At 70.0% G+C, this 14923-nt stretch carries 9 protein-coding genes; 7 read left to right on the top strand and 2 right to left on the bottom strand.

What is annotated here, in order from left to right:
* Positions 1–20 precede the first annotated feature (20 nt).
* On the bottom strand, positions 21–2423 hold the full coding sequence (locus tag JRI60_RS30160; protein WP_204229153.1) for an endonuclease MutS2: 2403 nt from the start codon (positions 2421–2423) through the stop codon (positions 21–23).
* 78 nt (positions 2424–2501) lie between these two features.
* On the opposite strand from JRI60_RS30160, the gene JRI60_RS30155 reads away from it, so the two are divergent.
* The 7 genes from JRI60_RS30155 (at position 2502) to JRI60_RS30125 (ending at position 14028) form a co-directional block, all read left to right on the top strand.
* Complete coding sequence (locus JRI60_RS30155; RefSeq protein WP_204219338.1) at positions 2502–3200, top strand: hypothetical protein; 699 nt, start codon at positions 2502–2504, stop codon at positions 3198–3200.
* A gap of 60 nt (positions 3201–3260) precedes the next feature.
* A complete protein-coding gene (locus JRI60_RS30150; protein ID WP_204219336.1) occupies positions 3261–4487 on the top strand; it encodes an adenylate/guanylate cyclase domain-containing protein in 1227 nt (408 codons plus the stop codon).
* 13 nt (positions 4488–4500) lie between these two features.
* Positions 4501–5694, top strand: a complete 1194-nt coding sequence (locus tag JRI60_RS30145) for an exo-beta-N-acetylmuramidase NamZ family protein (RefSeq protein WP_239469791.1) — start codon at positions 4501–4503, stop codon at positions 5692–5694.
* Positions 5691–6374: a hypothetical protein gene (locus tag JRI60_RS30140; RefSeq protein WP_204219332.1), complete on the top strand. Its 684-nt coding sequence runs from the start codon at positions 5691–5693 to the stop codon at positions 6372–6374. Before JRI60_RS30145 ends, JRI60_RS30140 begins: the two co-directional genes overlap by 4 nt.
* A complete protein-coding gene (nadD, locus tag JRI60_RS30135; RefSeq protein WP_204219331.1) occupies positions 6371–6955 on the top strand; it encodes a nicotinate (nicotinamide) nucleotide adenylyltransferase in 585 nt (194 codons plus the stop codon). Before JRI60_RS30140 ends, nadD begins: the two co-directional genes overlap by 4 nt.
* A gap of 124 nt (positions 6956–7079) precedes the next feature.
* Positions 7080–9884 carry a cation-translocating P-type ATPase gene (locus JRI60_RS30130; RefSeq protein ID WP_204219330.1) on the top strand — a complete coding sequence of 935 codons (2805 nt, stop codon included), beginning with the start codon at positions 7080–7082 and terminating at the stop codon, positions 9882–9884.
* A gap of 79 nt (positions 9885–9963) precedes the next feature.
* Positions 9964–14028 carry a protein kinase domain-containing protein gene (locus tag JRI60_RS30125; protein WP_204219329.1) on the top strand — a complete coding sequence of 1355 codons (4065 nt, stop codon included), beginning with the start codon at positions 9964–9966 and terminating at the stop codon, positions 14026–14028.
* Here the strand turns inward: JRI60_RS30125 and JRI60_RS30120 are convergent.
* Positions 13991–14920 (bottom strand): alpha/beta fold hydrolase, encoded by a 930-nt coding sequence (locus tag JRI60_RS30120; RefSeq protein ID WP_204219328.1) that lies wholly within the window; start codon positions 14918–14920, stop codon positions 13991–13993. The genes JRI60_RS30125 and JRI60_RS30120 overlap by 38 nt on opposite strands.
* Positions 14921–14923: the final 3 nt, after the last annotated feature.

Here is a 14923-nt window from a genome sequence, read left to right as displayed (position 1 = left end):
TGGATTCCTCGCGGGCCGGCTCAGGCCCTCAGGGCCACCACCGTCACTCCGTCGCCACCCTCGTGGTTCTCTCCCGGACGGAACATCCGGATGTACGGGGATGCCGCCAGGTAGTCCCGGATCGCCTGCCGCAGCGCTCCCGTTCCGTGTCCGTGGATGATCAGCGCCGAGTCCTCTCCACTGCGCATCCCCCGATCCAGGAACGACTCCACCTCCGCCAGCGCGTCCTCGGCTCTCATGCCTCGCACGTCGCAGCGGTAGTTCGTCGCCTCCACCGCCTCCGGTGCCGCCTGCTTCGCCCTCTGGATCTGCTGCGCCTGCTTGTTGCGCTCCGGGAACTTCGTGTCCTTCGGCTTCGCCGTCCGCGAGCCCGACAGCTCCGATACCGGCACGCGCATCTTCATGATGCCCGCCGCCACCAGCGCCTGGTCCCCGTGCAGCTCCAGGATCTCCACGTCCTTGTTCAGCCCGGAGTGTCTCACCAGCGCTCCCACCCGCAGCTCCGCCGGGACAGGGGCCTCCACCTGGAACAGCTCCGCCCTCGCCGCCTTCGCCCGCTGGTTCGCTTCCTCCGCCCGCTGCAGCAGCTGCGCTCGCGCCTCCGACGCCGCCTTCTCGTTCGACTGCGCCCTCAGCACCTTCAGCAGCTCCTGCACCTCCGCCGCCGCCTGGTCGCTCGCCGCCGCCACCTCCTCGTTGAAGCGCATCAGCCTCGCCTTGCGCTCCCGCTCGAACTGCTGCTTCTGCTCCTCCAACTGCGCACGCAGCCGCTCGGCCTCCTCCGCCGCCACCTTCGCCCGGTCCAGGTCGTCCTGCAGCCTCCTCCGATCCTCCTCCGCCGCCGCCAGCGCCTTCGCCAGCGCGCCTCCCGCGTTCATCGCCAGGTCTCTCGCTCGCGTGCAGATGTGCTCCGGCAGCCCCATCCTCGACGCCACCTCGATCGCCGACGACGCTCCCGCCGCGCCCAGCTGCAGCTTGTACGTGGGCGCCATCTTCTTCGCATCGAAGCCCACCCGCGCGTTCAGGAAGCGCGGATCCAGGTGCGCCAGCGCCTTGAGCTCCTCCAGGTGCGTGGTCACCAGCACCACCGCTCCCTTCTCCAGCAGCTCCTCCAGCACCGCGATGGCGATCGCCGCTCCCTCGCGCGGATCCGTGTCCGCGGCGATCTCGTCGATGAGCACCAGCGAGTTCTTCCCCACCGACAGCGTGATGTCCCGCAGCATCACCACGTGCGCGCTGAACGTGGACAGGCCCTGTGACAGGTCCTGCGCGTCACCCACCGTGGAGTGCACCGTGCGGTACAGCGGCATCCTCGAGCCCTCGCCCGCCGGAATCGGCAGGCCCGCCCTCAGCATCAGCGCGCACAGGCCCACCGCCGTCAGCGTCACCGTCTTGCCGCCCGCGTTCGGACCCGACACCACCATCGCCCGCGCCTCGCCCTTCATCTCCACGTCGTTGGGCACCACCTCGGTGTCCCTCAACAACAGCCGCGGGTGCCTCAGGCGCAGCAGCGTCAGGCTCTCCACCCCCCTGAACTCGGGCGCGTGGGCCCTCAGGTCCCCCGCCAGCACCGCCGCCGCCTCCACCTCGTCCAGCTCCGCCACCGCCGCGATGCCCTCGAGCACCTTGTCCGACTCCCGCCCGAGCTGGTTCGTCAGCTCCTGGAGGATCCGCCGCTCCTCCTCCGTCACCACCGACTGGGCGATGGCCAGGTCGTTGCCCATCCCCACCAGCCCCTCGGGCTCCACGAACAGCGTCTGCCCCGTCTGGCTCGCGTTGTGGACGATGCCCGGCACCTCTCCTCGAAAGCTGGAGACCACCGGCACCACGTACCGGCCGTTGCGGATGGTGTAGTAGTTCTCCCGCAGCTTCGGCAGGAAGCTCTCGTCGTGGAGCTTCTCCTCCAGCCAGCCCTTGATGCGCCGGTGCAGGCCCCGCACCCGATCCCTCGCCTCTCGCAGCGCCGGGCTCGCCCGGTCGGAGATCTCCCCGTCCGCCTCGAAGCTCCGGTCGATGCGCACCGCCAGCTGCTCCAGCATCGGCAGCCGCCGGGAGATGGCCGCCAGCCGGGGCACCACGTGCTGGCGCTCCTCCAGCGCCTCGCGGGTGCGCACGAAGGCGAACAGCAACTGCGCCGACGCGATGAGCTGCCGGGGCTCCAGCAGGCCTCCCTTCGAGGCGAGCTCCAACGCGCCCCGCAGGTCCGTCACCCCACCCAGCGGCAGGGAGAACTGCTCCTGGGCCAGCCGCCGTGCCTCGGCGACCAGCTCCAAGGCTTCCGTCACCTCATCCTCGGTGTCGAGGAACGGCCGGGCGAGCGCGCGCTCCCTCCCGGGTTCGGTCCTACAGCGATGGGCTAGGGCGCGGAGCACATCCGCGAAGCCAAGGTCCTCGAGCGTTCTCTGGGCGATCTGCACGGTCATGGGTTTCATGCGCGGCCGGTCGGCCGTCAAGAGGAACTGCGATTGTGATGGTCGGCGGCGCTCTGCTATCTGCCTGACATGCTCTGGCTTCTGGTAGCGGGCACGCTCGCGGCGGCCATGGACGTCCCCGCCACCGGGGACCTGACAACGGCCCTGTCTCAGGAGGCCGCGGGGGATAGCGCGGCGGCCCTGGCCACCGTGGAGGCCGTGGTGCGCGCCTGGCCCGCCGAGGCCCTTCCCCGGCTCGAGGCGGCGCGGCTCCTGCTGAAGCTCGGGGGAGACCTGGACCTGGTGGAGACCCACCTGGACGTGGCCTCCGCCATGGCCCCAGAGAACCCCCGCGTCCACTACCTGCGGGGTTTGTTGTGGGAGGAGCGCGGCCAACCCCTGCGCGCGGCCAGGTCTTACGAGCTGGCCGTGTTCTACAGAACCTCTTATGAGGACGCCCGCTTCCGGCTCGCCGGTCTCTGGGCCTCCCTGGGCGACTGGCTCAAGGCCGAGCTCCACTACCGCTACCTCGCCCGATCCCGCCCCGAGTGGGTGCAGGTGCGCCTACAGCTCGTCCGGGCCCTGGAGGAGCAGGGGAGAGGCCCGGACGCCGAGAAGGAATTGTTACAACTCAAGAGCGAGCAGCCGACCAACACCCTGGTCATCCGCCGGCTGATCGAGCTCTACGAGCGCACCGGCCGGCCCCAGCTGGCCGCGAAGCTGCGAGCGAGCCTGGAACCGCCCGCTCCCTCGAAGAAGATGCGGCCCCTGAGGCCCTCGCGTCGGTAGGGAACCTTTCTCGCCTTGTCCGATTGCGCGGAAAGCGCCACTGCATACACTGCGCCCGCCTTGAAGACCGCCAACCTCGCCATCGTTTTCACCGACATCCAAGGGTTCACCGAGCGCACCAGCCGGCAGACCCTCGAGGAGAACCAGCGTCTGCTGCGGACGCACAATGATCTCCTCGCCCCCGTGTTCAAGGCGTTTGGCGGGCGCATCATCAAGTCCATCGGGGATGCCTTCCTCGTCACCTTCGAGTCGCCCACCCAGGCCGTCCTCAGTGGCATGGCCATCCAGGACCGGCTCTGGCAGTACAACCGCGGCGTCCCGGACGCCGAGCGGCTCGACGTGCGCGTGGCCATCAACGTGGGCGAGGTGCGGCTGGAGTCCAACGACGTCTTCGGCGAGCCCGTCAACATCGCCTCGCGCGTGGAGTCCATCGCCGAGGCCGGCCAGGTGTTCTTCACCGAGGCCGTGTACCTGGCCATGAACAAGGCCGAGGTGCCCTCCCAGGAGGTGGGCTCCTTCGAGCTCAAGGGCATCCCCGGGAAGATCCGTGTCTTCCGCGTGCCCCGCGCTCCCTACCGGGTGGAGACACCCTCCGTGGTGCACCTGCCGTCCGAGCCCTCGCTGGAGAACGAGCAGCCCCCCTTCGGCAACCTGGCGCTCTCGCGCGTCCCCTCGTCCATGCTCGCGCCGGGCCCGGATCTCGCCGCCACGGCCGCCGCCCTGGGCAGCCGCGCCGCCACCGTCATCCAGGCTGTGAAGTCCGGGCGGCGCCTGTCGCTCCCTCCCAGGGCCCTGGCGGTGGGCGGCGGCGCCCTGGTGCTGCTGCTGCTCGGCATCGGCTTCGTCGTGCTGCGCGCCAGCCCCGTCGAGGCCGCCATCGAGGAGGTGGCCGAGGCCTCCGCCACGCAGGAGAAGCTCGAGCTGGCGGAGAAGGCCCGCAAGCTCATCGCCGAGGAGAAGCTGCCGGGGGAGAAGAACCTGCTCCTCGGCAAGCTCGACGAGGCCCTGGAGGCGCCCGGCAAGGCGGTGGACCACTACCGCGTCGCGGTGAAGGCCGGGAACGACGAGGCCGGGGAGCGGCTCACCCGCATGTTGAAGCACCAGGAGTGCCGTGTGCGCTCCGAGGTCGCGACCACGCTGGGCGAGCTCCGGCTGGAGTCCGCGCGCGGCTCGCTGGAGGCCCTGGCCAGGAATGGTGGCCCGGGCGATGAGCCGGATGCCCTGTGGGGGTTGGGGTGCAACTCGCGCAAGAAGGCGGAGAAGGCGCTGGAGCGGATCGGCCGCTGACATGGGGGAAGACGTGAGACGGGTGAAGACGGGACTGGATGTCTGGGTGGAGCAGGGCTTCGCGCCGCTGAAGGGCAAGCGGGTGGGGGCCATCGTCAACCCCACCAGCGTGGATTCGCGGTTCCGCCACCTGGCGGACCTGCTGGCCAGCGCGCCGGGGGTGAAGCTGGGGGCCCTCTTCGGCCCCGAGCACGGCATCCGCGGCGAGGCCCAGTACATGGTCGCCGTGGACGATGTGCGAGACAGGCGTACCAATGTCCCCGTGTACAGCCTCTACGGCTCCACCTTCGAGTCCCTGTCCCCCCGCCCCGAGTGGCTGGAGGGGCTGGACGCGCTCGTCTTCGACATCCAGGACGTGGGCAGCCGCTACTACACCTACGTCTACACCATGGCCCTGGCCATGAAGGCCGCCGGCAAGGCGAAGGTGCCCTTCTACGTGCTGGACCGGCCCAACCCGCTCAACGGCGTCACCATCGAGGGCAACCTCGTGGGGGAGCGCTACCGCTCCTTCGTGGGGCTGTACTCCCTCCCCAACCGGCACGGCATGACGGCCGGCGAGCTGGCCCGCCTCTTCAACGACGAGCAGGGCTTCGGGTGCGAGCTGACGGTGGTGCCCATGGAAGGTTGGCGCCGCGAGCATTTCTGGTCCGACACCGGGCTGCCCTTCATCCCGCCCTCGCCGAACATGCCCACCCCGGACACCGCGCTCGTCTACCCGGGCATGTGCCAGGGCGAGGGCACCAACGTCTCCGAGGGCCGCGGCACCTGCCGCCCCTTCGAGCAGTTCGGCGCCCCCTGGGTGGACACGGACGCGCTGCTCGCCCGGCTGGAGCGCGAGAAGCTCCCCGGCGTCTCCTTCCGCGCCGTGGGCTTCACCCCCACCTTCGACAAGTACAAGGGCGAGTCCTGCAGCGGTGCCTTCATCCACGTCACGGACCGGCAGGCCTTCCTGCCCCTGCGCACGGGCATCGCCATCTTCCAGGCCCTCTACGAGCTGGGGCGGGGCGGCAAGTTCGCCTGGCGTGAGGACGCCTACGAGTTCGTGGACGACGTGCCCGCCTTCGACCTGCTCTGTGGCACGGACCAGGTGCGCAAGGGAATCGAGGCCGGCTGGCCGCTGGACCGTCTACTGGAAGGCTTCGAGACCCAGGCCCGGGACTTCGCCAAGCGGAGGGAGCGTCACCTGCTGTACGCTCAGGGCTCGTGAGCCAAGACGTCATCGGAATCCTGTCCGACAGCCATGGCGACCTGGCCGCCTTCGACGCGGCCTATGAGCTGCTGCGGGCCAAGGGCGCACAGCGCTTCATCTTCCTGGGGGGGCGATACACCGACCTGGACGAGTGGATCCTCGACCGGCGCGAGCGCAGCCGCGGGGGCCGTGAGTACTCGGGGGCGGACTTCATCCAGGACGTGGCGCGCTGGCTGGCCGTCACCGAGCAGAAGCCCCGCCCGCGCTCGCTGTCCCTGGGGGATGACGCGCTGAAGGAGCTGGAGGAGGATCCGCTGCTCGTGCGCGAGCACTTCCTGCGGACCCCGGAGCGCGACTCCCTCCAGTACAGGGATCCCTCCATCCCCCGGAAGATGCTGGACATGGTGGGCGACACGCTCTGCTGCCTCGTCCATGACAAAAACGACCTGAGCCGGGACGACCTGGTCAACGCGCTCGTCTTCATCCACGGCAAGGACTCCGAGCCGAAGCTGGTGCAGATCGGCCCTCGCTACTTCCTCACCCCGGGCCGCCTGGCCGGAGCCGCGGAGCAGACGTGCGCCCTGCTGGAGCGCGAGGATCGCAACCTGCGCTTCTCCGCCTTCCGACTGGATGGGTCGGTGATCCTCGAGCCGCAGTTGCTCCTGCTGGATCGCCGCTCCAAGCTGACCATCAAGTGAGGCCCCCCGTGCAGGTCGCGCTTCTCGGAGGCTCGTTCAACCCGCCCCACGTCGGCCACCTGATGGCGGCCCACTACGTGCGCGCCACCCAGGGCGTGGACGAGGTGTGGTTCATGCCCACCTTCCGCCATCCCTTCGGCAAGGTGTCCGAGGAGTTCGAGCACCGCCTGCGCATGTGCGAGCTGATGTGCCGGGACACCTCGGGCTGGATGAAGTGCTCGCGGGTGGAGAGCGAGGTGGGCAAGGACGGGCGCACGGTGGACACGCTCGAGTTCCTCCAGGCGCGCCACCCCGAGCACCGCTACACGCTCGTCATCGGCTCGGACATCCTGAAGGATCTGCCGCACTGGAAGGACGTCGACCGCATCCGGCGGATGGCGCGCGTGCTGGTGCTGCACCGCGCGGGCTACCCGGGCGTCGACAAGATCATCGAGCCGCCGCTCGAGGTCGTGGGCCCGCCGCTGGCGGAGGTCTCCTCCACGGAGATCCGCGAGCGGCTGTCACGCGGCGAGCTGCCCTCGGACCTGGTTCCGAGCGCGGTGCTCGCCTATGCCCGCGAGCACCACCTCTACGGGCTGTGAGCCGGGCGGTTCCTCGCTCCTCCGCTTGAAGCTCCCACTTCGTCTTTCTCGAAGTGGGAGCGGCCAGATTTTCTTTTGGCCGAGGGTTGTCGGGCTCCCCACATTGATCCGCGAGGAGCGTGACATGGACTCACACGACCCCCCCGCGGTGACTTCGTCCCAGCAGCCCTGGCACGCGTTACCCCCCGACGCGGTGCTGAAAGCCATTCAAGGCACCCCCGACGGCCTCTCCGAGCACGAGGCCCGCGCCCGGCTCGAACGCCATGGCCCCAATGTGTTGCAACGAGTCTCCGGGGAGAGCCCCCTGAAGCTGCTCTGGCGCCAGGTGAACAACCCCCTCATCTGGGTGCTGCTCGCGTCGGCGGGACTGGCCATCGCCCTGGGCAAGGTGACGGACGGCATCATCGTCCTCGCGGTGGTGGTGCTCAACACCCTCATCGGCTTCGTGCAGGAGTTCCGCGCGGGCAAGGCCATCGAGGCGCTCACGCAGATGGTGCCGGAGAACGCCACCGTCCTGCGCGAGGGCCAGAAGGTGACGGTGCCCGCCGCGCAGCTCGTCCCGGGGGACGTGGTGGTGCTCGCCTCGGGTGACAAGGTGCCCGCGGACGTGCGGCTCCTCGCCGAGCGCAACCTCCAGGTGGAGGAGGCGGCACTCACGGGCGAGTCCGTCCCCTCGGAGAAGAAGGTGGCGCCCGTCGACACGAGCGCGGGCATCGGCGACCGGACGAGCATGGCGTTCGGTGGCACGCACGTCACCTATGGCACGGGCACGGCGGTGGTGGTTGCCACCGGTAGCGCCACCGAGCTCGGCCGCATCTCCCAGTTGCTGCGCGAGGCGGTGGACCTGCAGACGCCCTTGACGAAGGCCCTGGCCTCCATCGGGCGCTACCTGACGATCGCCATCCTGATCATCTCCGCCGTGCTGCTGGGCGTGGGCCTGCTGCGCGGCTACGCGGTGGCCGAGTCGCTCCTGGCCGCCCTCACGCTGGCGGTGGCCGCCATCCCCGAGGGCCTGCCCGCCATCGTCACCATCGCCCTGGCCATCGGCGTGCAGTACATGGCCGCGCGCCGCGCCATCATCCGCAAGCTGCCCGCCGTGGAGACGCTGGGCAGCACCACCGTCATCTGCTCCGACAAGACGGGCACGCTCACCCGCAACGAGATGACCGTACAGGCCCTGTGGACGCCCGCCGGCTTCTATTCCCTCTCGGGCGTGGGCTACTCGCCCCAGGGCGAGGTGCGCCGCGGTGACCAGCCCCTGGCCTCCCTGCCCGAGGATGCCCGCGAGCTGCTCGTGGCCGGCGCGCTCTGCAATGACGCCTCGGTCCGTTCCAAGGATGGTACCTGGGAGCTGACGGGAGACCCCACCGAGGGAGCTCTCCTCGTCGCCGCGGAGAAGGCCGGGCTGCGCGTGGAGGAGCTGCGCTCCCGCCGCTCCCGCGTGGATGCCATCCCCTTCGAGTCCGAGAACCAGTTCATGGCCACCCTCAACGAGGATGAGCGGGGCGCCCGCTCCCTCTTCCTCAAGGGCGCGCCCGAGGTGGTGCTGCGCCGCTGCGACTCGCACGAGGGGCTCGATGCCAGGACGGTACTCGCGGAGGTGGAGCGCCTGGCCTCGCGGGGCATGCGCGTGCTGGCCGTGGCGAGCAAGTCCGTTCCAGGCTCGCAGCAGGGCGTGCGGCTCGAGGACGCGGCCGGCGGCTTCCGGCTCCTGGGGCTCCAGGGAATGATCGATCCGCCGCGCGAGGAGGCCATCCAGGCGGTGAAGGCCTGCCACGCCGCGGGCATCACCGTGAAGATGATCACCGGCGATCATGCGAAGACGGCGGAGGCCATCGGCGCGCAGCTCGGCATCCTCGAGGGGGGCCGGGCGGTGACGGGGGCGGAGCTGGCGGAGATGGACGAGGCGCGGCTGCGCGGGTCGGCCACGTCCTCCAATGTGTTCGCCCGCGTGGCGCCCGAGCACAAGCTGCGCCTGGTGCGTGCCCTCCAGACGGAGGGCCACGTGGTGGCCATGACGGGGGATGGCGTCAACGACGCGCCCGCGCTCAAGCAGGCCAACATCGGCGTGGCCATGGGCATCACCGGCACCGCCGTGTCCAAGGAGGCCGCGGACATCATCCTCACCGACGACAACTTCGCCTCCATCGCCGCCGCGGTGGAGGAGGGCAGGCGCGTCTACGACAACCTCATCAAGTCGCTCGCCTTCGTGCTGCCCACCAACCTGGGTCTGGCCCTCATCCTCATCGTCGGCGTGGCCTTCTTCCCCATCCTGCACATCAACGGTGAGCGCGAGGCCCTGCTGGCCATGCTCCCCAGCCAGTTGCTGTGGATCAACCTGGTGGCCACGGTGGCGCTCGCACTGCCGTTGGCCTTCGAGGCCCGGGAACCGGATGTGATGAAGCGTCCCCCGCGCCGGCCGGACTCCCCCGTGCTCAGCCGCTTCGTGCTGATGCGCACGGTGCTGGTCGCGGTGCTGATGTGCGCTGGCGCCACCGGGCTCTTCCTCTGGGAGTACAACACCGAGGTTGCTCGCCTGGGCCATGACATGGCCCTGCGCGAGGCGCAGACCATGGCCGTCACCACCGTCATCATGTTCCAGATGTTCTACCTGCTGAACTGCCGCTCCCTGCGCGACTCGTTCTTCCGCATCGGCGTCTTCAGCAACCCCTTCGTCTACCTCGGCATCGGGTTGCTGGCGCTGCTGCAGCTCGGGTTCATCTTCCTGCCCTTCATGCAGCGTGTGTTCGGCACCGCGCCGCTGACACTCGAGGCGCTGGGGCTGTGCGCCCTGGTGGGGGCCGTGGTCCTGCCCGTCATCAGCGTGGAGAAGTGGTGGCGCTCGCGGCGTGCACAGCGCTCGCGTCGGGAGCGGGGAGCCGGCAGACAGCTCCCTTCGCGCGTGCCTCGGCGCGCGACGGTGGGATGAGCCCCGGTTCTTCCGGAGCCCTACATTCTGGAGGACGGCCACTGGGTGAGTCCCAGTGGCCGTGCCTCGGGGATGCGGGATGAACAGGGACAGCACGCAGGAGGGCGAGCGAGAGGTCTCCTCGGACTTCGAGGACTCCTTCCTGCGCGAGTTGCGGCTCGAGCCAATGCCTCGGCTCCCGGTGCCCGGGGGATGGCTCGGAGGCCCGACGGGTCGCCGATACCATGTCCTGGAGTGGTTGGGAGGCGGGGGAATGGGTCAGGTCTTCCGCGCCCAGGACGAGATGCTGCAGCGCGAGGTGGCGCTCAAGTTCCTCCTGGTTCGCACGGGCTTCGACGAAGCGGCGCTGCGAGAGGCGCGGGCCATTGCCCGGCTGGACCACGAGAACATCGTCCGCATCTTCGACGTGTCCGAGTGGAGTGCCACGCGCGGAGAGCCCCCTGTTCCCTTCCTGGTGATGGAGTGTCTGGAGGGAGCGCCTCTCTCGGTGGTGCTGAAGCGGGAACGACGGCTGGAGGTGCCGCGCGCGCTGGAAATCATGGACGGCATCGCCGCGGGTCTGGCGCACGCCCACGAGCGCGGCATCGTCCACCGGGACCTCAAGCCCGGCAATGTCTTCCTCACCCGGCAGGGCGGGGTGAAGCTGCTGGACTTCGGCCTGTCGCACCTGATGGCGGGCAGTGGCACGGACTCGCCACACCTGCCCAGGGCCGGGACGCCGGGCTACATGGCGCCGGAACAGTGGAGGGGAGAGGCGCAGGACTCGCGGACCGACCTCTGGGCGGCGGGGGTGGTGCTGTACGAGATGCTCACCGGCGAGCTGCCCTTTCCGGACGCCATGTGGATGGAGTTGCGTGAGCGGGTGACTTCCAGCGAGCCCATGCCTTCGGTGCGCGCGCGCCAGCCAGAAGTGCCTCGGGAGGTGGAGTCGCTCGTGGTGACCCTGCTGGCCAAGGATCCGGCCCGGCGCCTTCCCACGGCCCGGGAACTGCGGGAGGTGATCCTCGAGCTGCGTGCGCGCCTCGCCGGGCCCGGAGCCGGGTCTCCGCGGCCCGTGCCCCAGCAGCGCCGGTTGCTGGTGCTGCTCTCCTGTCTGCTGCCGGACCTCTCCGGACTCTCGGAGCGGCTCGGCGCGGAGGACGTGGAGGAACTGGAGACGGCCTTCCAGCGGGAGTGCGCGGACGTCATCCAGCGGCACGGTGGCACCGTCACCCAGTCCATGGGCGGAGAGGTGATCGCCTGCTTCGGCCAGCTCCAGGTACGGGAGGATGACGCGGAGCGCGCGGTTCGCGCTGCCCTGCGGCTGGTTCGGGACATGCCGGAGCTGCTCCGCCGGAGGTTGCCGCACCTGCCCCTCACCGGGCCGGGCGCGAGGGTGGGCCTCCATACGGACTGGATGGCACTGGACGCACGAGCCCTCCAGGGAGAGGCCTCGCGGGTGGTGTCCCGGCTCGCGAGCCAGGCCGGGCCCGGTGAGGTGCTCGCCACCGGGACGACCTGGACGCAGGTGCGCGGCGCCTTCGAGACGGAGGCACTCGGCTTCCGGGAGCTGCCGGGGCTCGCGGGGCCGGTCCGCATGGAAGTGCATCGCGTGCTGCGCGAGTGGGAGGGCCAGGTCCGTTTCGACAGGATGCTCATGGCCGGTGGTCTCACGCCCCTGGTGGGGCGGGAGGGGGAGCTGCGGTGGCTGCTGGAGCTCTGGGAGCGGGCCCGGAACGGGCGGGGTGCGTTCGTCCTGCTCCAGGGTGAGGCGGGCATCGGCAAGTCCCGGCTCCTCCAGGAACTGCGCGAGCGTGTGCCTCCGGAGAGGGCCACCCGGCCGCGCTTCCAGTGCGGCTTCCGGTTCGGCGCCAGCGCCCTCCTTCCGATGGCCGAGGTGCTCCAGGGTCTCCTCCCGTTCTCCCCGGAGGACTCGCCCGAGCGGTACAGGCGGGAGCTGGAGTCACGGCTGGAAGCCATGGAGCTCCCCCGGGAGTCCGCGCAGCTGCTGGGCCTGCTCCTCTCACTGCCCCTGCCCGAGGGCGCCCCGGCGTCCCGGCTCACGCCCGAGCGGCGGCAGGAGCTGACGTACGAAGCCCTGGTGGAGCTGATCCTGCACGATGCGCGGCAGCGGCCCGTGCTCCTCGCCATCGAGGATCTGCACTGGGCCGACTCCTCCTGGCTCGAGCTGCTCGGACTCCTGCTCGAGCGCATCGAGAGTGCGCGCGTTCTCGTCGTCCTCACTGCCCGCCCCGAGTTCCAACCCTCCTGGCCCTCGCGGCCCTGGCTCCACCCGCTCACGTTGGTGCGCCTGCCGGCTGGACTCGCGGAGTCCCTGGTGAAGCAGGTGGCTCGCGGTGCGCCCCTGCCGGAGGAGACGGTCCGGGCGCTGGTGGAGAGGACGGACGGCATCCCGCTGTTCATCGAGGAGATGACGCGCAGGGTGCTGGAGGGTGGGGCGGTGGCGTCCATCCCGGTGACCCTGAACGAGCTGCTGCTGGCCCGGTTGGATCTGCTGCCCTCGCGTCAGAAGGCCCTGGCCCAGGTGGGAGCGGTGGTGGGACGGGACTTCTCCCTGGCCCTGCTCTCGGCCGTGACGGGCCGGGAGGACACGGGCCTGCGGCGTGATCTCGCGAACCTGGTGGAGGCGGGATTGCTCCAGGAGAAGGTGGATGAGAGGGGCGAGCCCGGCTACCAGTTCCGGCACGCGCTCTTCCAGGAGGCGGCGTACCAATCCCTGCCTCGGAGCGAGCGGAGGCTGCACCACCGGCGCATCGCGCGGGTGCTGGAGGTGAAGGTCCCCGGCGTGGTGGAGACCAGGCCCGAGTTGCTCGCACACCACTATTCGGAGGGAGGGGAGGAGGCGCTGGCCGTCCTCTTCTGGCGCGGGGCTGGAATGCTCGCCACGCTGCGCATGGCCATCCCGGAGGCGGTAGCGCATCTCACCCGGGCGCTGGAGCCTCCGCGTGGGGAGCCCGCGTTGCGCTGGGCGCCCGCCGAGGAGTTCCAGGTGTTGGCCACCCTGGGCTTCTGCCAGTCCCTGTTGTGGGGCTTCGACTCGCCCGAGGTGGCGCGGACGCATGCCCGGGCCTGGGCGCTGCTACGCCGCATGGACAAGCTTCCGCTCTCCGTGCCGGTGGCCAGTTGGAGTCTCTTCTCCTATCACGAGGCACGAGCGGAGCTCTCGATGTGCCACGAGCTGGCGGGCCTGTTGGTGCGCCAGGGAGAGCGGCAGCGGAGACCGGAGCTGTCGGTGGCGGGCTACTGGATGATGGCCATCGATTGTACCTACTGGGGACACGCACGAGCCGCGCTGGAGTACAGCGAGCGCGCGATGGCTCTCACACGCCCCACCTCCGGGCCACCCAGGAAGGAGACGTTCCTGTCGGAGACCTTCGTCCTTGCCTCGTGCACCCATTCGGTGTCGGGCCGGCTGGCGCGGGCGCGGGAGCTCGAGCGGGAATCGCTGGCATTGGCCCGGCGCACCGGCTCTCCCATGCTGCTGGTCTTGACGCTGACCTATGAGGCCATGGCCTGTCAGATCCGCCGGGAAGCCGCGGAAGTCTCGAGGTGGACGGAGGAGATCCTCGCCATCTCCAGCGAGCGACGTCAGTCGTTCTGGCCCCCGTGGGCGAGGTGCCTCCAGGGCTGGGCCCTGGCCGAGCTGGGACAAGGCCAGCGGGGACTGGAACTCCTGAGGCAGGAGCTCGCGCGGTGGCAGACGCAGGGAGTCCGGGGCGGGCGGACCTATTGCCTCGAGATGCTCGCCAAGGTGCATCTGACGCTGGGGCGGTACCGCGAGGGCCTGGCGGTGGTCCGCGAGGCGCTGGTCCTGATGTGGACGACGGGAGAGCACGGTTTCGAGGTCGAGCTGCGCCGCGTGCTGGGGGAGTTGTTGCGTGCCAGCGGGCGGGAGCGCGAGGCGCGGTACGAGCTCCTCCGTGCCATCGCCGTCGCTCGTGAGCAGGGGGCCCTCATCTACGAGCTGCGCGCGACGGTGAGCCTGTGCCGCCTGCTGCGGGACACGGGACGGACGGAGGTGTCCCGGAGGCTCCTGGAGCGGATCCTCGCCCCATTCGAGGGCGAGGACTCGGTGGATCTCCAGGAGGCGCGGGCTCTGTTCTCCCTCAATGCTGACCGAGCCACTCCACCAGGAGCCGGTTGATCTCGGCCGGCTTCTCCTGGTGCAGGAAGTGCCCCGCGTCCTGGAGGCGCTCGATGCGCAGGCCCGCCGGGAAGTCCTCCTTCCGCATGTCGTCGAACAGGCGCGTGTCCATGCAGCCGTCCTTCGCTCCGGTGAGCGCGAGCGTGGGCACCCGCACGGTGGACTGCATCAGCTTGTGCGTCCGCCAGTTGGTGGGCGACCACAGCGCGTAGATGGCGCGGTAGTAACCGAGCGCCGCCTGGAGGACGCCCGGCTGCCGGAAGGTCTTCTTGAGCGCCGCCATCTCCTCCTCGGGCCACTTCCAGCCCGGGGACCAGTCGCGCCAGAGCTTCTCGATGAGCTCGAAGTCGTTCCACTTCACCGCCACGTCCGACACGCCTCGCAGCTGGAAGAAGAACGAGTACCAGGAGTTGCGCAGCTGCTCGGGCCTGCGCACGAACATCGCGAGCGCGTTCTTCACCTGCGCCACCGCCAGCGCGGAGAACGAGTGGAAGCGCTCCGGCGTCATCGCCGTGGCGATGTAGCCGATCACCGCTCCCCAGTCGTGCCCGACCAGGTGCGCCTTGCGCACGCCCAGGTCGTCCATCCACCCCAGCAGATCCTCCGCCAGGCGCACGAGGTGGTAGTCGCCATCTCGCGGCTGCGCCGAGGGCTCGTAGCCTCGGAGCGTGGGGACGATGACCCGGTAACCAGCCTCGGCCAGCGCCGGCATCTGCTCACGGAAGGAGCGCACATGGTCGGGGAAGCCGTGGAGGCAGAAGACGACCTCCGGCCCCTCTCCCATCTCCATGGCGGAGAACTTCAACCCGTTGGCGCGAAGGGTCCGTCCCTTCAGCTCGTGGCGCCGCGCGCGTGCTTGCTTCCGCGTCTCTTCCTTGCGAAGCGTTTCCATGTA

This window comes from Archangium violaceum (assembly GCF_016887565.1).
Taxonomy (GTDB): Bacteria; Myxococcota; Myxococcia; order Myxococcales; family Myxococcaceae; genus Archangium; species Archangium violaceum_B.
This window is presented reverse-complemented; position numbering and strand designations above follow the sequence as displayed.

What these genes read in the sequence shown, in the direction of transcription:
- JRI60_RS30125 (WP_204219329.1), top strand. Translation starts at nt 9,964, where the DNA reads ATGAACAGGGACAGCACGCAGGAGGGCGAGCGAGAGGTCTCCTCGGAC.
- JRI60_RS30120 (WP_204219328.1), bottom strand. Translation starts at nt 14,920, where the DNA reads ATGGAAACGCTTCGCAAGGAAGAGACGCGGAAGCAAGCACGCGCGCGG.
- JRI60_RS30130 (WP_204219330.1), top strand. Translation starts at nt 7,080, where the DNA reads ATGGACTCACACGACCCCCCCGCGGTGACTTCGTCCCAGCAGCCCTGG.
- JRI60_RS30160 (WP_204229153.1), bottom strand. Translation starts at nt 2,423, where the DNA reads ATGACCGTGCAGATCGCCCAGAGAACGCTCGAGGACCTTGGCTTCGCG.
- JRI60_RS30155 (WP_204219338.1), top strand. Translation starts at nt 2,502, where the DNA reads ATGCTCTGGCTTCTGGTAGCGGGCACGCTCGCGGCGGCCATGGACGTC.